16 protein-coding genes, 2 pseudogenes and 1 riboswitch are annotated in these 17,939 nt (G+C 47.9%); of the genes and pseudogenes, 9 read left to right on the forward strand and 9 right to left on the reverse strand.

The annotated features are described in order from the left end of the window. Position 1 precedes the first annotated feature (1 nt). Both FHS77_RS12025 and pip read right to left on the reverse strand, forming a co-directional pair. On the reverse strand, positions 2 to 1,810 hold the full coding sequence (locus FHS77_RS12025) for a S9 family peptidase (RefSeq protein ID WP_184223691.1): 1,809 nt from the start codon (positions 1,808 to 1,810) through the stop codon (positions 2 to 4). A 68-nt stretch (positions 1,811 to 1,878) separates the two neighbouring features. After that, complete coding sequence (gene pip, locus FHS77_RS12030) at positions 1,879 to 2,808, reverse strand: prolyl aminopeptidase (protein ID WP_184223693.1); 930 nt, start codon at positions 2,806 to 2,808, stop codon at positions 1,879 to 1,881. Positions 2,809 to 3,414: 606 nt separating this feature from the next. Between pip and FHS77_RS12035 the strand changes: the two genes are divergently transcribed. Further along, positions 3,415 to 4,347, forward strand: coding sequence for a LysR family transcriptional regulator (locus tag FHS77_RS12035; RefSeq protein ID WP_184223695.1), 933 nt, complete (start codon positions 3,415 to 3,417; stop codon positions 4,345 to 4,347). Between the two features lie 48 nt (positions 4,348 to 4,395). Here FHS77_RS12035 and FHS77_RS12040 read toward each other — a convergent pair whose 3' ends face one another. The 4 genes from FHS77_RS12040 to FHS77_RS12055 form a co-directional block, all read right to left on the reverse strand. Then, a complete protein-coding gene (locus tag FHS77_RS12040) occupies positions 4,396 to 5,043 on the reverse strand; it encodes a TenA family protein (protein ID WP_184223697.1) in 648 nt (215 codons plus the stop codon). 78 nt (positions 5,044 to 5,121) lie between these two features. Further along, a riboswitch (TPP riboswitch) is annotated at positions 5,122 to 5,238 on the reverse strand. 53 nt (positions 5,239 to 5,291) lie between these two features. Next, entirely contained in the window at positions 5,292 to 5,504 is a 213-nt protein-coding gene (locus FHS77_RS12045) for a hypothetical protein (protein WP_184223745.1), read from the reverse strand. A 128-nt stretch (positions 5,505 to 5,632) separates the two neighbouring features. Continuing rightward, complete coding sequence (locus FHS77_RS12050) at positions 5,633 to 6,220, reverse strand: hypothetical protein (RefSeq protein ID WP_184223699.1); 588 nt, start codon at positions 6,218 to 6,220, stop codon at positions 5,633 to 5,635. An 18-nt stretch (positions 6,221 to 6,238) separates the two neighbouring features. Then, entirely contained in the window at positions 6,239 to 6,547 is a 309-nt protein-coding gene (locus tag FHS77_RS12055) for a PepSY domain-containing protein (protein WP_184223701.1), read from the reverse strand. A gap of 209 nt (positions 6,548 to 6,756) precedes the next feature. On the opposite strand from FHS77_RS12055, the gene FHS77_RS12060 reads away from it, so the two are divergent. Continuing rightward, positions 6,757 to 6,960 (forward strand): CsbD family protein, encoded by a 204-nt coding sequence (locus tag FHS77_RS12060; protein WP_184223703.1) that lies wholly within the window; start codon positions 6,757 to 6,759, stop codon positions 6,958 to 6,960. A 149-nt stretch (positions 6,961 to 7,109) separates the two neighbouring features. On the opposite strand, the gene FHS77_RS12065 is transcribed toward FHS77_RS12060, so the two are convergent. Next, positions 7,110 to 7,505, reverse strand: coding sequence for a PRC-barrel domain-containing protein (locus FHS77_RS12065; protein WP_184223705.1), 396 nt, complete (start codon positions 7,503 to 7,505; stop codon positions 7,110 to 7,112). Between the two features lie 202 nt (positions 7,506 to 7,707). Here FHS77_RS12065 and FHS77_RS12070 point away from each other — a divergent pair. Both FHS77_RS12070 and FHS77_RS12075 read left to right on the forward strand, forming a co-directional pair. Continuing rightward, positions 7,708 to 7,884: pseudogene (locus FHS77_RS12070) on the forward strand (plasmid stabilization protein); the annotation flags it as partial. A gap of 54 nt (positions 7,885 to 7,938) precedes the next feature. Then, a complete protein-coding gene (locus FHS77_RS12075) occupies positions 7,939 to 8,184 on the forward strand; it encodes a hypothetical protein (protein ID WP_184223709.1) in 246 nt (81 codons plus the stop codon). 57 nt (positions 8,185 to 8,241) lie between these two features. Here the strand turns inward: FHS77_RS12075 and FHS77_RS12080 are convergent. Continuing rightward, positions 8,242 to 8,890 (reverse strand): annotated as a pseudogene (locus tag FHS77_RS12080) (IS5 family transposase); the annotation flags it as partial. Positions 8,891 to 8,986: 96 nt separating this feature from the next. Next, a complete protein-coding gene (locus tag FHS77_RS12085; protein ID WP_184223711.1) occupies positions 8,987 to 10,243 on the reverse strand; it encodes an Hsp70 family protein in 1,257 nt (418 codons plus the stop codon). Positions 10,244 to 10,756: 513 nt separating this feature from the next. On the opposite strand from FHS77_RS12085, the gene FHS77_RS12090 reads away from it, so the two are divergent. The 5 genes from FHS77_RS12090 to FHS77_RS12110 all read left to right on the forward strand — a co-directional run bounded on the left by FHS77_RS12090 (position 10,757) and on the right by FHS77_RS12110 (position 17,845). Beyond that, positions 10,757 to 12,262 (forward strand): ABC transporter substrate-binding protein, encoded by a 1,506-nt coding sequence (locus tag FHS77_RS12090; protein ID WP_184223713.1) that lies wholly within the window; start codon positions 10,757 to 10,759, stop codon positions 12,260 to 12,262. Positions 12,263 to 12,327: 65 nt separating this feature from the next. Then, positions 12,328 to 13,275 (forward strand): ABC transporter permease, encoded by a 948-nt coding sequence (locus FHS77_RS12095; protein WP_184223715.1) that lies wholly within the window; start codon positions 12,328 to 12,330, stop codon positions 13,273 to 13,275. Continuing rightward, positions 13,272 to 14,150 carry an ABC transporter permease subunit gene (locus FHS77_RS12100; protein WP_184223717.1) on the forward strand — a complete coding sequence of 293 codons (879 nt, stop codon included), beginning with the start codon at positions 13,272 to 13,274 and terminating at the stop codon, positions 14,148 to 14,150. The genes FHS77_RS12095 and FHS77_RS12100 overlap by 4 nt, the downstream gene beginning before the upstream one ends. Positions 14,151 to 14,192: 42 nt before the next feature. Beyond that, the gene (locus FHS77_RS12105; RefSeq protein WP_246431311.1) at positions 14,193 to 15,941 is read left to right on the forward strand and encodes a gamma-glutamyltransferase family protein; all 1,749 of its coding nucleotides are present in this window, start codon (positions 14,193 to 14,195) and stop codon (positions 15,939 to 15,941) included. A 65-nt stretch (positions 15,942 to 16,006) separates the two neighbouring features. Next, on the forward strand, positions 16,007 to 17,845 hold the full coding sequence (locus tag FHS77_RS12110) for an ABC transporter ATP-binding protein (protein ID WP_184223721.1): 1,839 nt from the start codon (positions 16,007 to 16,009) through the stop codon (positions 17,843 to 17,845). Positions 17,846 to 17,939 lie beyond the last annotated feature (94 nt).

Raw genomic sequence — 17,939 nt, forward strand, 5'->3', positions numbered from 1 at the left:
TTTAGAGATTTTCACTTATGAAGCGCGCCAGCTCGCCAAAAACCAAACGACGATTTTCAACACGGGCAAAGCCGTGGCCTTCATGCGGAACACGCAAAATCTCAACCGGTTTACCAAGACCGCGCAGGCATGAATAAACCTGCTCGCCCTCACAAGGGGTAACGCGCGGATCTTCAAGGCCGTGAACAATCATCAATGGCGCTTGCACCTGATCCATCTTGTTGATCGGAGAGAAACGCTCCAGATCATCACGCATTGTTTCCACGTCACCATATTCAATGGCGCGCAATTGCTTGCGCCAAGGGCCTGTGGTCGTCAGCAGTGTGAGGAAATTGGCGATACCGTAAAATTCAACGCCGAGCTTCCACAAATCCGGATATTCGGTCAGGGCTGCCAGCACCATATAACCGCCATAAGAGCGGCCAAAAACACCAATACGGCTTTCGTCCACATCGGTGCGGCCACCTACAGCCATGCGCACAGCTTTCAAATCAGCCACACTATCAAGACGCAATTCACGATCATCCAAATGCTGATAGCTACGGCCATAACCGGTGCTGCCACGAATATTGGGTGCAACCACCATGATGCCCTGCGCCAGCATATATTGAATGTCAGCGCGGAAATCCGGCTTCCATTGTGCTTCAGGGCCACCATGAATGATGATCATCACCGGATAGCCATTCTCACCCGCCGGCACCTGCGGCTGATAGACAAAATAAGGAATGTCCAGACCATCAAAGCTTGCAACACTGGTAACCGTCGGCTCCAGAAATGCAGGCAAGGTTTTCTTAGCTTTTGGCGCATCGGTCAGGCGTGTGAAAACACCGGTCTCGATATCGCAGCCCCAGATGTCTGAAGAATGCGCAGCACCTTCAATCGGCATAACCAGACTTTTACCGTCTTTTGACCAGATGAGCGAAGCCACAACACCGGCTACAGGCATTTCATAGCGCTTAAGCACATCACCCTGACGGCTCACCAGCACAATATCGTTCCAGCCCTGACGGTTAAGAACGAGTGCAAACTTATCCTGCTCAGATGAAAGCACCAGTGCTTCCACATCCTGAGCGTCAAAAGCTGCCACTTGTGTAAGCACATCTTCATTGGCAGGTTTGAACATTACAGAAAGATATTCACGCTCCTGATCACTGATCATCAGCAAGCCGCTATCATCTTTCAGCGAGCGGATTGCCTGATAACGTGCACGTCCCTGATGCGGCAATGTCTTTGTATAAGTTTTGGTTTCAAGATTAAGCAGGCAGAAATCCTGATCAGTCATTGCACGGGTGCAATCATTGACCATCAGCGCCTTGCCATCACGGGTAAAGGCAGCAGGCGTGCGCCAGCCAATGCCTTCATAAACGCAAGTCGCTTCCGCAGAAACCACGTCCATCACATATAAATCCATGTCGGACTTGTTGCGATAGTTAGCAGCATAAGCGATATGCGTGCCTTCCGGCGACCAGCAGCCCCATGCATGCACAACAGTTGTATCTGTTGTCAGCGGCTGCGGTTCACCTTGCAGGTCTTTAATCAGCCACAACTGGTGACGTTCATCGCCACCCCAGTCGGTCGTGATCAGCAGGTCATTGCTTTTCGGGTTAAAAGCCATCGCGCCAACAGGCTCAGGCATATTGGTCAACTGGCGTGGCTCCCCGCCTGCCGCCGGCTGCATCCATACCTGCATCATTCCGCTTTGATCACTCAAATAAACCAGCCATGCACCATCCGTGGAAAATGCTGGTTTGACCGCCTTACAAATATCAATGTAATCGATCATCGAAATTGATTTATCGCCGCTGCCCATAACTATCCTACCCGTTTTATAAAAATTCTCTGTAGCGGTTTAAGCCGCTATATCGGCCATTGCGCAATTCACGCGATATTTGCCGCCAAACGTTCAGTCGCTTGTGTCAGTGCCTCCATCATCGGCCCGACAGTCGCCTGATGATTAGCCAATGTAACAATCGTAAAATTGGCTTCCGGCCATGCTTGTTTCAGCTTCCACGCCGTCATCATCGGCGTCACCGTATCGTAACGAGCCTGTACAATTTCCGCCGGGATATAACGGATTTTGTCGATATTATCGGTCACATAATTTGCTGGCAGAAATGCACGATTGATCGAATAATGCGTGAAAATTTTTGACACCGCCAAAGCAGCCTGCGGATTAAGCAGTTTTGCCACATGATCAGAGCTTGGCTCAAAGGTCTGGGTGCGGGCTGAAAATCCGCGCAAAGCTTGCGCGGCCGCCATCTCCAGCTCCGTGTCCCCTGATGTCAAACGCTTATAATAAGCGCTCAACAGATTTCCACGTTCTTCTTCAGGTACAAATTCCGCAAATTCCTGCCAAAAATCTGGAAAAATTGCTCGGGATCCATGAAACCACCACGCCACATCTTCATCACCAGCAAGAAAAATACCGTGAATGCGAAAGCCCAGACATCTTTCAGGATGCGCAATTCCATAAGCCAATGACAAGCATGAGCCCCAGGAACCGCCGCTCACAACCCAGCGATCAATATTTAAATGCGTGCGAATGGCCTCAATATCGCCAATCAGTTTTTGCGTATTGTTGTTTTCAAGTTCGGCAAAAGGCGTGGACTGACCACAGCCACGCTGGTCAAACGTCACGACATAATAAGTATCAAGATCAAAGCTCTCGACCGAACGGGCAGATGCACCAGCGCCCGGACCACCATGCAGAAACACCGCCGGAATACCTTGCGGGTTGCCGTAAGTATAGACGGCCAATTCATGCCCGTCACCAACCGCCAGACGAAATTCTGCATGCGCTAATGTCATTATGTCCCCCTAAACCAATCTGTTAAAAAACAGATCCGCCGCATAAAACTCTTTTACAGCCGTAGCTCCAATGCCTCCACCTAGAGCAACGAGCGTCAGTTTTAGTGCCAAGAAAACAGGGACAATACCAATGCAAAATCAGACTAGTTATTCTGAATTGGAATAGTATGGTGAATTATTCCAATTCATTTTGCGCACAAATCAACGACTTAACAACTACGGATTGCAACAATGCAGTGCATTAAAAATAAGATCAGACGGCAAGTTTTTATGGGAAAAACGCAAGCAAACACCTCCCTTTTTATAGATCTTTCCGGCACGCAATATGCAGCAGTAAAACTGCAAAAAACCTTATAATGCAAAGCATTCAATGCGTATTATCTTAATTAGCTGTAACTAAAGAAATAAAGCCTATCATTAACGTATGCTAAAATCTTATCTCTGAAAATATACCTATAAAACGGAATTTAAGGATAATCGTATATTCTAAATTTGCCTAAGCCCATCCCTTCTTTCGCTAAGGAAGATGCAATTTGCAATTGTCCGGCTATCAACAAAGAACTAAACTAAAAATAGAAACTGTGACTAAAATTAAAGTGAGTGAACATGGAACTGAAGTGGCTGAAAGATTTTATTTCACTTGCACAATATTCCAGTTTTTCTCGCGCTGCACAGGAACGGAACATCACGCAATCTGCGCTCAGCCGCCGCATCCGCCAGCTTGAAAACTGGGTCGGCATGCCTTTGATTGACCGAAGCAGCAATCCGATTAAGCTGACTGCGGCAGGTGCAAGCTTTTTGCCTTCTGCCCATGATGCCATTGATCTTTTATATAATTCCAGAAAATGGCTTTATGAACAGTACAATCCCGTCTGGGAGGTGCTCTCTTTCGCAACGTTAAACAGCCTATCTTTAAGTTTCTTCCCGCTTTGGATGGCTGACATGGAAGCTGTTGGCGATGAATTTCGCGTGCGCTTCACCGATCCCCACGCCTCATTTTTGGGAAATATGTCAACATTGGTGCATGGCCAGTGCGACTTTTTCCTGACCTATGCTCTTGATGATGTAAAACAAATGGAAGACTTGAAAAAGTTTCCATTTTTATCGGTTGGCATGGAGCGCGTTATTGCAGTCAGTGCGCCTAATCGCGACGGCACGCCGATGCATAGCCTCACCAAAAGCTATCAGCCGACACATTTTTTAAGCTATCGCAGCAATGCATTTTTCTCCCTTGCATTGCAGCATTTAATTGAGAAACGGCAATATAATCTTCATTCAGTCTATGAAAATGGTATGTCCAGCGCACTTAAAGCAATGGCTATTTCCGGCCATGGCGTCGCATGGGTTCCGCAAAGCCTGGTCAATGACGAACTTAACCGTGGGTTGCTGGTGCGTGCTGGCACGACAGAAGATGATCTTTTGGTGGAAATTCGAATTTACCGAACACATAATTTCCGCAATCAGCAAGCAGAAAAATTCTGGCGCCGCGCCTCATATCTTGCAGCTTTAAAAGCCGAAAAATCACTCTCAGCTGGTTAAAGATCAGGCCAGACGATATTCATCACCGCCTGACCTGATCTTCATTAATTATGCCTGTGCTTCATAAGCTGCATCAAAAAATGCCAGTTCAAGCTGAACAGCGCGCGTGAAAAAGTCTTTACTGCATTCCACCTCTGTTGGACCAACGCGATCAAGTTCACCGCGTAAAAATGCAACGAAATCGCAAAAGAACGGATTATCATGCAAGGTAATCCATTCAGCATGCACAAAATTATCCGGCAGAACTTTATCACGGTCTGATGCCCATTCCAGATAAAGCCATTCAGCTACATTGAGAACGGACAAAATAGCGGCATAAGAGCGAGTTTCGGCAGCTTCGCGCATAATTGCCTGAAACCCTTTAGTAGGCTGACTATCAGGAATAGCTGCTCTCATATCGGCATTCACACCAAGCGCGTCAAAAGCACGTAAGAAATAAGTGTTTTCATCACTTGAAACCATGCCCGCAAATTGTCCGAAACGTAACCGCGCCTCGAAAGTATCAGCCGTTGCAATCGCAGCTCCGAGCAATGTGAGGAAGCTATCCAGGAACCGATGGTCCTGTATCAAATAGGCTGCCATCACTTCATCGCTGATTGTGCCTGCATGCAATTCCTGCACAAAACGATGATCAACCGCTTGTGACCAGAGCGGCTGGCTGCTGTTTTTTAAGATTTCAGTAAAGCGTTCAGTCATAATGCTGCCTTTTCAAGGTTGGCTGCAAGACCGATAAGTTTTTGTTCATAAACGGCCTCGCAAAGAGGCCGGCAAAAGGCAGGCTTTTGTTCCCATCCCTTCGCCGGCATGATCCGGATCAGGTTCGAAGGGTCACTGCGCTTTTTTACAATAGCAATATCTCAGCCCCTTGACGGGACACCCCTTGGTCTGCCCATGAGTAAGGCTCCAAGCGCGATCCGTCAAGCATCTGACTTAAAGTTTAATAATTACTGAGCTGAAGCGGGCTCCTGAACAGGCGCGCTGACATCCGGTACTTTGTCATCATTGGCAAATGAATGATTACTCTCAGATGTAATGCGTCCGTAAGCTTCCACACCCACCCAAACAAGAACTGCCAATAACAGGCTGCACAGCAAAATAACCAACACAGAGACACCCTTGCGCCCCTGTCGCGCATCCTCTGCCGGAACTTTTTTCATTGCATCCTCCTGTTTTGAATATTTACTTTCAAAAGCGAGAAGTGGCTGCGAAACATGCATTATGGCGCACCTTTTTCTCAAGCCACTTCAATCTTGCGATGACTTAAATCATCATCAGGAGCGCTTTATCAGCGCATATTGAGAAGCTTTTGCCTTTCAAGTTCTACATCTTCAGGCGTATATGGAGCGGACGTGTGATCAAAACGCTCCCATCCTTGCTCACGATAAAATTGGCGACGTGTATTCACATCCACCCCACCTGCATCAGCCAAAATGCGGCGCGCAACAGGGGCTTTTTCATCGTCAACTTTAACAGATACTAGAGCACCGCCACGACGAACACCTTCAGCATAAACATGAGCTTCGTCATCAGGCACACCGCTGTCAATGAGTGCTCCGATCAATCCTCCTGCTGCACCGCCAGCTACGGCTCCGCCAACAGCACCTGCAAGGGTGGCAGATAACCAACCAGCCGCAACAACAGGGCCAATGCCAGGAATTGCAATCATGCCAAGACCCGCAAGTAATCCGCCACCTGCACCAAGTGCAGCACCCACTCCGGCACCAACACCTGCGCCTTCACCGGCTTCGCTACGGTTTTCAGCATGGTGTGAAACAATACTAATATCTTTGTATGGTATACCCGCTGCTTCAAGTTGCATAACTACATTCTTTGCAGTGGAGTAATTATCGAATAACTGATTAAGCGTTTTCATAATAATCTCCCGTGATAATTATCCTGAAGTGATGTTGCCCTGATAATCCATCTTGATCATCACTGGCGCTCCATCTTTTTCTCCGGCCGCATGCCAGACACCTTCATCATCGAGGGTCAGTCCCATCACATTGGTAAAACCCGCTTCTTCCATCCGGCTTTTTGCCTGCTCTTGAGTGAAGCTATTTTCACCTTTAACGGGTGCTGACGGATTGGCTTGATCCGGCATAACAACCGCAGGCTTATCTGCTGTTGGTGTCGTCTGTGCCTGCCCTAATGTCGGGATAACAACGCAAGCAGCTACGAGCGTCATAGTTTTAAAGTTCATGATCAGCTCCTGTGTTTGTCACTGCATTTCAGTGATGCTTGGTAAACTCATGAGCTTTGAAAATTGTTCCTGAATTTTTATTCACAACTGGTTACATAAATAAAAATATCTTTATTTTATAGTATGTTATGAGTTTTTTCAAAATAATATGAACCATTTTCAAACTGCCGCGTTGGTTTAATATCCTCATAAACCAAAGGAGAAGATCAATGGATTGGAACCGTATCGAAGGTAATTGGAAACAAGTTAAAGGCAAAGTTAAAGAGCAATGGGGAAAGCTAACCGATGATGATCTTGATCAAATTCAAGGCCGCCGGGAGCAGCTCGAAGGTAAAATTCAAGAACGCTACGGCATTGAAAAAGACCGCGTCAAGAATGACATAGATAGCTGGTATAACAATCAGAAGTGGTAATTATAAACAGTGCGCCTTCATGGCGCACTTTTTCTTTGTATTAATTGAATGAGAAAAACATCGAATTAAGACATATAAACTTATCATTAAAATGCTATTCCAGCGCATAAAAATGCCGCCACAGACTGGCGGCATTTTTAAATAGGTGCTTATTTTTCCCAGCGCCCTTCATATTTAAATTCAGGCGCTTTTTCGATTTCTTCCTTAGTCGCACTCATGGTTGCCTGCCATGTTTTATCATCAGCGACATAGGTGATGTTTACGGACTGCGGGCTTACAATCACATATCTCTCACCAATACCTAAGAAGCCACCAACAGAAACTATATAACCGGCCAGTGCATTGTCAGAGACAATCAGATCTTTAATTTCACCAAAAACAGTTCCTTCAGCATCTGATACATTCAGCCCAACAACATTGCTGCTCAAAACATCAGTCGGCTGCGCGGTTACAAACAGTTCCGTTTCAGTGGTTGTAACGGTCTGTGCATGGGCAAAAGTGATCATGGCAGCTGTTGCTAAACTTGTAATAAGAATACGGCGCATTTTATTCTCCATCTTCTTGATCATTGTTATGACGTACATGAGATGAATGCGGTGACGCTCATGAAAGTTTCATCAAGCTTTTGATATGTTTGAATTATTTCGTGATCATCCATTTGAATTTCACTTTATCCGGAACTCATCCGGTTGCTCCCCGTTACCTTTACAGAGCACTTATCGTTCAACTTTAACATAGGAGAAGACGATGGAGCGTGGTGACAAGTCCAAATATACCGACAAGCAGAAGCGAAAAGCAGAACACATAGCAGAAGGCTATGAAAAGCACGGAACCTCAGAGAAAGAGGCTGAACGGATTGCTTGGGCGACAGTCAATAAACAAGATGGCGGCGGCAAAAAACCAGGCGGCTCCGGCCGTGCCAAACCGGAAGAAAAATCCTGACCAAGCTGAAACTTACATTTATAGCAGGAGGAGATAATGACTTCAGTTAGATTTCAAATCGCTGCCGCACTAAGCGTTATGGTCAATGCTGTGTTTTTTGGGGTGGGCGCGGCTATTGTTTTATCGGTTCCCGAACTTGCAGAAGAAGCAAAGTACTTATTACCTGCTGTGGTGGTTTTGAGCATTATTCTCACGCCCATCGCCTCATGGATGATAGCACCACGACTACGCAATCGCTATTGGCAGAAAAAACATTGCACAGTGAATAAAAAAATCCCCTAAGCTATTTAGGCTTAGGGGTATTTTACTTCTATTCATTAGTATGGGACACAATTAAACCTATGCGATGATTGCAGACACAAGAGCAATGGCGGCGAGATAGTTTATTGCGAGGCGATCATATCTCGTTGCAATGCGTCGCCAGTTTTTGAGCCTGCAGAAAAGTCGTTCGATGACATTTCTACGCTTATATGCGCTACAATCTAAAGGATAAGGTTTCTTTCGCGCTCGCGAAGAGGGAATGACAGCCTTGATGCGGGCATTATCGAGCCAGCCTCGATGACTATCAACGTCATATGCCTTGTCGGCTAACAGAGGCTTGGTAGGGCGAGCGACCTCTAATAATGGAATTGCCATTTTAATATCCGCGATATTTCCCGTTGTTAAGCTGAAAACGACCGGTCTGCCACAATCATCGGCCAAGCAATGGATTTTGCTTGTTCTTCCGCCGCGCGACGTGCCAATCGCATGCGTCCATGCCCCCCTTTTGAGCCTTGTGCCTAATCGTGCGCTTTGACGTGTGTGCTATCTATGGAAAGCTCCTGCGGAACCGGACCGCTAGCTGTCATCGTCTCAAATATACGAGGCCAATTACGCCGTTGTGCCCAACGGTGATATCGGCTGTAGACGGTTTATGCAGGCCATATTCGGCCGGAACATCACGCCAGCCACAACCGACCTTGAGAACATGCCAGATACCAGAAAAGATCGCTCATAATAAGCCTTCCGTTGTCAAAACATAAAAATCAATAAAAACATTCAATAAAGACAATTGTTTGATCAGGTCTCCATCCCAGGTAGCTCATCATTTAAATTTACGTGATGCATCCAATGCAAGCCCAAGCCCGACACTGCCAAACATATCACCTTCCACCACTTTAACCTCCGGCATTAAGTGCAAGATATTTTGCCTGACACTTTCGATGGCTGTTGAACCACCGGTCAAAAACACCGTATCAATTTCAGACGGTTTTATGCCTGCATCCGTTAATGTTTTGGTCACGGTATCGCCAATTTTGACAACAGCCCGTTCAATGGAATGGTTCAAATCCGCTTGGCTAACCGGAATATTCAGGTGCTCTTCTGATAGTTCCAGTGCAATATTGGTTTCCGCTTCATCAGTCAGTGAAACCTTGGCCTTTTCAACGCAACCAGCCAGTGCATGACCTTGCTTCTCATTAACAATATCAATCATTCGATCCAGCAATTCAGGTCTTGCAGCCTCATAGCGCATCTCCCGCAAGTCAGATTTTGCTTTATTGGCGTAGAGCAGATTAATACGATGCCATGTCGCAAGATCAATAAAGTAACTCACCGGCAGATTGCGTTTGCCGTCTTTCGTCAGCGTTTGATAGCCCAGCTCGGGCATTACATGAGCCAGACTAAACAGCCGGTCAAAATCAGTTCCGCCGATATGAACACCGGTATTTGCCAGAATATCACCTTTACGATCTAATGCGCCAGCACGATCCGGTGAAACGCGAATAATAGAAAAGTCAGAAGTACCACCACCAATATCCGCGATCAGTGCAAGCTCTTCTTGTTTTACGCTCTGCTCATAGTTCAACGCTGCCGCAATCGGCTCGAACTGGAAGGCAATTTCTTTGAAGCCTTGTTCACGGGCAATAGCTTCCAATTGGTCTTGCGCGGATTGATCCGCGGTCTCATTGCCATCAACAAAATAGACCGGACGACCGAAAACAACATGCTCAACATTGCCGCCTTGCGCATGATCAAGGTGGGATTTCAGGTGGCCGATAAATTCACCGAGAATATCAGTGAACGCCATCGATCGTGCTTTGACTTGCGTTTTTGTGTTGATCAGTGACGTGCCCAGCACACTTTTCAGCGCGCGCATCAAACGTCCATCAACGTTTTCCATATATTCGGAAATAGCGTGACGGCCATAATAGGTCCGGTTATCTTCAAAATTATAAAAGATCGCGCTTGGTAGCGTCACTTGACCCTTTTCGAGAGCAACCAGCCGCGGTGTACCGTTTTCGACAATTCCAACGGTTGAATTAGACGTACCAAAGTCGATACCGCCGATCAGCGCATTCATGGCTTATCCTAGCTCAATGTAATTGCTCAAATATTTGCGAAAAAGGGAAATCACATTTGAACAAACATAAGTCAATGCTGCATCACTCATAAAAGAAATAAAAATATAATTTCAACTTATCCAATTGATTATATTAATGAAAAAACATTTCAGGCAAGATGTTCATACGACTATCGTATTAATTGCCTATTATGATTCTGTAACTTAGCCTCTTTTAGGCAAAAGAGCGGAAAACGCTTATCGCTCCAAGAGAAAGGAGCGATCGGGGGAGGAAATAAATATAAATAATGGTAGTTTTACCAAAAAACCACCTATGCTACAGGCATCTGCAACGCGTAATTATCATGCGTTGCATGACTTGTTCACACAATTTCTTCTAAAGTTTTTCTTATACATCTTGTTTATATATAAGAATCTGCTCAAAAGACAAAATAACATCACTATCCCATCATGGCTCGTAGCATGATTTTCATAGTCATTCTTAAAGGCCTATGATCAAACAAGGAGGATACCATGACCCGCAAAGCTTTTATAGCTGCATTGCTCGCCACGGTTGTTTCAGCTGGATCAGCTTATGCGAAAGATATTCGTATCGGTCTCAACGAAGATCCGGATTCTCTCGATCCTGTACGTTCGCGTACTTTTGTTTCCTCCATCGTTTATGAGCCACTTTGCAATCGCCTGTTCAACACAGACGAAAACATGCAGATCATTCCTGAACTTGCTACTGAGTGGAAATGGTCGGAAGATGGTCGCCAGCTGGTTATGCAATTACGTCAAGGCGTTTTGCATCATGATAAAACACCATTCAATGCAGACTCAGCGCGCCGTGTCCTTGAACGCAACATGAATTTCGAACTGTCCAACCGTAAGGCAGAGCTTGGTTCAATTGAAAAAGTGGAAGCAACAGGCGAGCATGAGCTGACCATTACACTGAAAGCGCCTGATGTCACGCTGATTGCCCAGCTTGCACACCATGCGGGTCGCATGTATTCACCGGATGCCGCGGATGCTGCAGGTGAAAACTTTGGTCAGAAGCCAGTTTGCACTGGCCCTTATTCTTTTGTCAGCCGCGTTGAAGGCGATCGCATTGTTCTGGAGAAATTCCCTGAATATTGGGAAGCAGACAAGTATCATTATGACCGCGTTATTTTGATGCCAATTCCAGATACTACTGTTCGTTTGGCCAACGTTCGCGCCGGTGATTTAGACATTGTCGAGCGCACGGCTCCGTCCGATGTTCCGGCTATCCGCACCGATGACCGTTTGCAGCTCTTTGAAGTCGCTAATATCGGCTATCAGGGCATTATGATTAATGTCGGCAATGGTCCAAAAGCTGAAAAGCCACTTGGCTCTAACCCATTGGTACGTCAGGCACTTTCATTGGCGATTGACCGCGAAGCGCTCAATCAGGTGGTGTTTGAAGGCCTTTATGTACCAGGTAACCAATGGGCAGCCCCGGGCAGCACTTGGTATGATGAAAGATTCCCGGTTCCTGCACGCGATGTTGAAAAAGCCAAGCAACTGTTGGCTGAAGCAGGCGTAGAACTTCCGGTCAATATCGAAATGTCGACAGGCAACGACCCTGTTTCACAGCAGCGGGGTCAGGTTATTCAGGCAATGGCTGCTGAAGCAGGTTTCAATATCTCGCTGCGCGCAACTGAATTCGCAACAATGCTTTCAGAAAACGCAGTAGGCAATTTTGAAATGTCCTTGCAGGGCTGGTCAGGCCGTATTGATCCGGATGCAAATATTCATTCATTCGTGCATAAAACCGGTTCTAATAACGACGTAAAATATTCCAACCCGGAGATCGATAAGCTTCTTGATCAGGCACGTGCAGAGCCAGATCCTAAGGTTCGTAAAGAGCTTTACGATCAGACAACTGCGATCCTGCAAAATGATCTGCCGTTGCTATATCTCTACCACCTGAAATATTTCTACACTTTGCGTAAGGGTATTGAAGGTTTCGTACCATATGCGGATGGTATCATCCGACTTCGTAACGTCTCCAACTAATTAGACTACTTCGCCCGATGCTGATATGCATCGGGCGAAGCCTTGAATTTAAGGAGACGCACATAATGCTGCGCTATTTCCTCAGCCGCCTTTTGGTGGCTATACCGACTTTATTTTTGATTTCGGTATTTGTTTTCATGTTGCAAAAGCTTCTGCCTGGCGATCCGATCCTTGTGATGGCCGGAGAAAGCCGCGACGCGGAAACAATTGCTTTTTTGCGTGAAAAATACCGCATGAATGATCCGCTGATCTGGCAATATATCTATTGGCTTAAAGATGTTTTGCAAGGTGATCTCGGCACATCCTTGCGCACTGGCCTGCCGGTAACCGAGCTGATTGCACAAAAGCTTCCGGTCACCATTCAACTAGCTGTGATGGCTATGATTTTCGCAACGCTTTGCGGCATTCCAGCCGGTGTGATTTCTGCCGTCAAAAAAGGCACCTTCTGGGATTATCTGGCCAACTTTGTTGCGCTCTCCGGTTTATCCGTTCCAAATTTTTGGCTCGGCATCATGCTGATCCTTCTTGTTTCCGTAAACTTAGGCTGGCTACCGGCTTCAGGCTATGAAACACCGTTTAATGACCCTTGGCGCAGCCTGCAAACCACTTTGATGCCCGCTTTTGTGCTTGGCACTGCCATTGCCGGATCTTTAATGCGCCATACACGCTCGGCGATGCTGAGTGTTTTGCAGCAAGATTATGTCCGCACAGCGCGCGCTAAAGGTCTGCGTGAAAAAATCGTCATTTTGCAACATGCCTTCCGCAATGCTTTGCTCCCGATCATTACGCTTTCAGCTGTGATGTTTGGTGAGCTTTTGGCAGGCGCTGTTTTGACCGAGCAGATTTTCACCATTCCGGGTTTTGGCAAGATGATCGTCGATGCGGTATTTAACCGCGACTATGCTGTTGTTCAGGGCGTTGTGCTCGTAACCGCCACCTCTTTTATTCTGATCAACCTTCTTGCTGATCTGCTTTATTTTGTACTTAATCCGCGTATGAGGGCAAGCCTGTGAGTACCGCAACAACAACTGCTGCTGCCCCTGCACCGCGACGTCATAAAAATCGCGTCTGGGCAAAGTTCAAATCTAACCGCAGTGCCGTTTTAGGCGGAATTGTCGTTCTGTTCTTTATTCTTGTTGCCATTGTCGGGCCATGGTTTCCCTTGGCTGATCCGACACTGACCAGCTGGACAGCCATTCGGCAACCGCCATCAGCAGCACATTGGCTGGGCACTGATGAACTTGGTCGTGATATTTTCTCACGCATGATTTATGGTGCCGGCGCTTCGCTTCAGGCCGGTGTCATCTCGGTGATGATTGCAGTCGCACTCGGTTTACCGCTTGGTATGCTGGCCGGCTATTTTGGCGGCTGGACCGATCAGGTGATTGCACGTGTGACGGATGCTTTGCTTGCCATGCCGTTTTTGATTATGGCTATCGCCCTGGCTGCATTTTTGGGGCCGAGCCTCACCAATGCGATGATTGCTATTGGTGTGTCGGCGATGCCGGTTTTCATCCGCCTCACCCGCGGGCAAGCCATGTCAGTGAAAACCGAAGAATATGTTGATGCGGCGCGTTCAATAGGCCTTAGCCATATCCGCATTATGGTGCGTTATATTTTACCGAACATTTTTGCGCCTATTTTGGTACAAGCAACTCTGACAATCGCAACCGCCATTATTGCCGAAGCCTCACTATCCTTCCTCGGCCTTGGCCAGCAAGCGCCTGCTCCAAGCTGGGGTTCGATGTTGGCAACAGCCAAAAACTTTCTGACACAGGCGCCGCATATGGCGATCTGGCCTGGTCTGGCAATTTTCCTGGTTGTGATGGGCTTCAACTTGTTAGGTGATGGTTTGCGTGATGCGCTTGATCCGCGTGACAACGGCTAAAACACAGGCTGACGTCACAGCGGATATCTATGGAGAATGACAATGAAGGGCGCAATTGCCTCAACACACGATCTGGCAACCCGCGCAGGGGCTGATATTCTGGCGCGCGGCGGCAATGCATTTGACGCAGCAGTGGCAGCCGGCCTCGTTTTGCAAGTGGTGGAGCCGCATTTGAACGGCCCGGGCGGTGATCTGCCTGCTATCTTATGGAAAGACGGCAAAGCGCAGATTTTATGTGCACAAGGCCCTGCACCTGCCGGCGCCACACTTAAGCACTACCGCAATGAAGGGCTGGAGCTCATTCCGGGCGATGGTCTGTTAGCAACTGTTATTCCGGGCGCATTTGACGGCTGGATGCTGATGCTACGCGATCATGGCACCATGGAACTGGCCGATGTCATGGCCGCGGCCATAAAGCTAGCAGATGAAGGTCATCCGATCCTTGATCGCGCTGTTGATACAATTGCCGGTCTTGCTGATTTCTTCCGCAAACATTGGCAGGGCTCTGCTGATCTTTGGCTACCTAATGGGGAAGCACCGGCTAAGGGCAGCCTTTTCCGTAATCCGGAACTGGCCGCAACATGGCAGCGTATTCTTAAAGAAGCAGTGGGGGACAGCCGTGAAGCACGCATCGATGCCGCACGCGATGTTTTCTATCGCGGTTTTGTAGCCGAACGCATTGGCGATTTCTGTGCTCAAATGCAGGCCATGGATGCCAGCGGTTCAACACATCACGGTGTGCTTACTGCCGAAGATATGGCTGGTTACAGCGCTTCTTATGAAGAGCCGCTGACCTTCCAATATCAGGGTTGGACAATTGCTAAAACCGATGCCTGGGGACAAGGCCCGGTTCTGTTGCAAACATTGTCATTACTTGCCGGCTATGATCTGTCGTCGCTTGATCCGTTGGGCAGTGAATTTGCGCATCTGGTCATCGAAGCCGAAAAACTGGCTTTTGCTGACCGTGATACCTATTATGGTGATCCGGCCAAATCACCTGTTCCGATCAAAGAAATGTTGCAACCAGCCTATTATGAGGCACGCCGCGCATTGATTGGCGATAAAGCAGACAACAGCCTTAATCCGGGCACACCGGAAGGCTTTGCAGATCAGCGTACCCGTATGCTTGACCTGTTTGAAAGACTGAGCCGTCCGGCGGGTGCTGTTTATGAGCCGACAATGGCGCATTTGCGTCGCACACCAAGCGGCGACACCGTACATCTTGATGTCATTGACCGCTGGGGCAATATGGTTTCGGCCACCCCGTCTGGTGGCTGGCTGCAAAGCTCGCCAACCATTCCGGGCTTGGGCTTCTGCCTCAATTCACGCGCCCAAATGTTCTGGCTGGAAGAAGGCCTGCCAACCACGCTCAAGCCAGGCAATCGCCCGCGCACCACATTGTCACCAAGTCTTGGCTGGCATGAAGATGGCCGCCGTTTGAGCTTTGGTACACCGGGCGGCGATCAACAGGATCAATGGCAGTTATTGTTCTTCCTGCGCTACATTCATGGCAATATGGATTTAAAAGCTGCACTCGATGCGCCGATGTTCCATTCCACTCATATGCCATCAAGCTTCTATCCGCGTTCGCGTGAGCCGGGTGGTGTTGTTGCCGAAGCTGATTTGCCGCAAACAACCATTGATGCGCTGAATGAGCGTGGTCACAAAGTTCAGGTTGTGCCGGCAGGCAGTATCGGACGCGTGAGTGCTGCCGTTTATCATCCTGACAATAAATTGGAAGCAGCCATTACCCGCCGTGGTACCTATGGCGGTGCGATTGTGCTTGAATAAGCGCTAAAAACTGTCGCTCAAGGCCGTGGCAACACAGCCTTGCAAGTAACAAAAGTGAGAAGACCATGACCAGCCAAGTTCAACCTGTTCTTTCCATCCGCGATCTGAAAACCTCCTTCCTCGTCGACGGCGAATGGCATGAGGTTTTGCACGGTATTTCATTTGATGTCATGCCGGGTGAAACGGTTGCAATTGTTGGTGAATCCGGTTCCGGTAAAAGTGTCACCTCACTTTCTGTTATGGGGCTGTTAAACCGTAAAAGCACCCGCCTTTCCGGCTCCATTAAGCTTAATGGCCGTGAGCTGATCGGCATTGATGAAGCTGAAATGCGTAAATTGCGCGGTACTGAAGTCGCTATGATTTTTCAGGAGCCGATGACATCGCTCAATCCTGTTTTCACCATTGGTCGTCAAATCGGTGAAGCGCTGACAGCACATCGCGTTATGTCCAAAGAAGATGTACGCGCCGAAACAATTCGCCTGCTTGAAAAAGTGCGAATTCCCAATGCTGACAAGCGTCTTTCATCCTATCCGCACGAGTTTTCAGGCGGCATGCGTCAGCGTGTTATGATTGCCATGGCGCTTGCGTCAAATCCAAAGCTGCTCATTGCCGATGAGCCGACCACTGCGCTGGACGTGACCATTCAGGGACAAATTCTAGACCTGATTAAAACGCTTCAGGAAGAAGAGCATATGGCTGTGCTCTTTATCACCCATGATATGGGTGTTGTTGCTGAAGTTTCAGATCGCACAGTGGTGATGTTTCGTGGCAATGCAGTTGAAAGCGGTCCGACCGAACAAATTTTCAGCCATCAGCAAAACCCTTATACCCGCGCGCTTCTGGCCGCCGTGCCTCGCATGGGCTCCATGGCCGGCCTTCCATATCCGCAACGTTTTGGCATTGTTGATAAAGATACCGGCATTGCAGGCGAAGCTTTGCCGCTGGATACACCGGTTGACATGTCGGTTCCTGTTTTGCAGGTACGCAATCTTGTTACCCGCTTTGACGTAACCGGCGGCTGGTTAGGCCGTAAAACCGGTGCTGTTCATGCGGTTGAAAATGTGTCTTTTGACTTGTTTAAAGGCGAAACACTGGCGCTTGTCGGTGAATCCGGTTGTGGTAAATCCACCATTGGCCGCTCTATCATGCGTTTAACAGACAGTCGTGAAGGCGAAATTTTGCTGGACGGTAAAAACGTCCGCACGATGCGCAAAAATGAACTGACTGCAATGCGCAGAAAAGTTCAGATGATCTTTCAGGATCCGTTCGCAAGTCTTAATCCGCGTATGTCAGTTGCATCAGCGCTTACAGAACCATTTCTGGCGCATGGTCTTGGCACACGCCAGCAAGCGCGCGATAAAGCCGCAAGCCTGATGGAAAAGGTCGGACTTTCAGCTGATATGTTGCGCCGCTACCCGCATGAGTTTTCCGGTGGTCAACGCCAGCGTATTTCAATTGCTCGTGCCTTGGCACTTGATCCTAGCATTATCATTGCGGATGAATCTGTTTCCGCTCTCGACGTTTCGATCAAGGCACAGGTGGTTAATCTGTTGCTTGATCTGCAAGAAGAGCTTGGCTTGTCCTATCTCTTCATTAGCCATGATATGGCTGTGGTTGAACGTGTCAGCCACCGTGTTGCGGTGATGTATTTGGGTGAGATTGTAGAAATTGGCCCGCGTGAGAGCATTTTTGCTAATCCACAGCATCCATATACACGTAAATTAATGTCGGCGGTTCCGGTTCCTGATCCGGCACGCCGTCACATGAGCCGTGCAGTCAGCAATGACGAAATTCGCAGCCCGATCCGCCCGTTAAGCTATGTGCCACCTGCCCGCATTTATCATGAGGTCAGCCCTGGTCATATGGTGCGTGTAGAAGATAGCAAAACTGCTGGAGCTGCATAAAATAAACAAAGTGAAATGATTATCCCAGCATATAGCTTATGCCGGGATAATCAGTCATTATCATCATTCTTATATGATGAATTTTCGATGCCAC

The organism is Paenochrobactrum gallinarii, assembly GCF_014205685.1.
GTDB classification, from domain to species: Bacteria; Pseudomonadota; Alphaproteobacteria; order Rhizobiales; family Rhizobiaceae; genus Paenochrobactrum; species Paenochrobactrum gallinarii.

What these genes read in the sequence shown, in the direction of transcription:
- FHS77_RS12095 (WP_184223715.1), top strand. Translation starts at nt 12,328, where the DNA reads ATGCTGCGCTATTTCCTCAGCCGCCTTTTGGTGGCTATACCGACTTTA.
- FHS77_RS12045 (WP_184223745.1), bottom strand. Translation starts at nt 5,504, where the DNA reads ATGAAAAAAGTTCCGGCAGAGGATGCGCGACAGGGGCGCAAGGGTGTC.
- FHS77_RS12040 (WP_184223697.1), bottom strand. Translation starts at nt 5,043, where the DNA reads ATGACTGAACGCTTTACTGAAATCTTAAAAAACAGCAGCCAGCCGCTC.
- FHS77_RS12105 (WP_246431311.1), top strand. Translation starts at nt 14,193, where the DNA reads ATGAAGGGCGCAATTGCCTCAACACACGATCTGGCAACCCGCGCAGGG.
- FHS77_RS12090 (WP_184223713.1), top strand. Translation starts at nt 10,757, where the DNA reads ATGACCCGCAAAGCTTTTATAGCTGCATTGCTCGCCACGGTTGTTTCA.
- FHS77_RS12035 (WP_184223695.1), top strand. Translation starts at nt 3,415, where the DNA reads ATGGAACTGAAGTGGCTGAAAGATTTTATTTCACTTGCACAATATTCC.
- FHS77_RS12050 (WP_184223699.1), bottom strand. Translation starts at nt 6,220, where the DNA reads ATGAAAACGCTTAATCAGTTATTCGATAATTACTCCACTGCAAAGAAT.
- FHS77_RS12110 (WP_184223721.1), top strand. Translation starts at nt 16,007, where the DNA reads ATGACCAGCCAAGTTCAACCTGTTCTTTCCATCCGCGATCTGAAAACC.
- FHS77_RS12065 (WP_184223705.1), bottom strand. Translation starts at nt 7,505, where the DNA reads ATGCGCCGTATTCTTATTACAAGTTTAGCAACAGCTGCCATGATCACT.
- FHS77_RS12025 (WP_184223691.1), bottom strand. Translation starts at nt 1,810, where the DNA reads ATGGGCAGCGGCGATAAATCAATTTCGATGATCGATTACATTGATATT.
- pip (WP_184223693.1), bottom strand. Translation starts at nt 2,808, where the DNA reads ATGACATTAGCGCATGCAGAATTTCGTCTGGCGGTTGGTGACGGGCAT.
- FHS77_RS12055 (WP_184223701.1), bottom strand. Translation starts at nt 6,547, where the DNA reads ATGAACTTTAAAACTATGACGCTCGTAGCTGCTTGCGTTGTTATCCCG.
- FHS77_RS12075 (WP_184223709.1), top strand. Translation starts at nt 7,939, where the DNA reads ATGACTTCAGTTAGATTTCAAATCGCTGCCGCACTAAGCGTTATGGTC.
- FHS77_RS12060 (WP_184223703.1), top strand. Translation starts at nt 6,757, where the DNA reads ATGGATTGGAACCGTATCGAAGGTAATTGGAAACAAGTTAAAGGCAAA.
- FHS77_RS12085 (WP_184223711.1), bottom strand. Translation starts at nt 10,243, where the DNA reads ATGAATGCGCTGATCGGCGGTATCGACTTTGGTACGTCTAATTCAACC.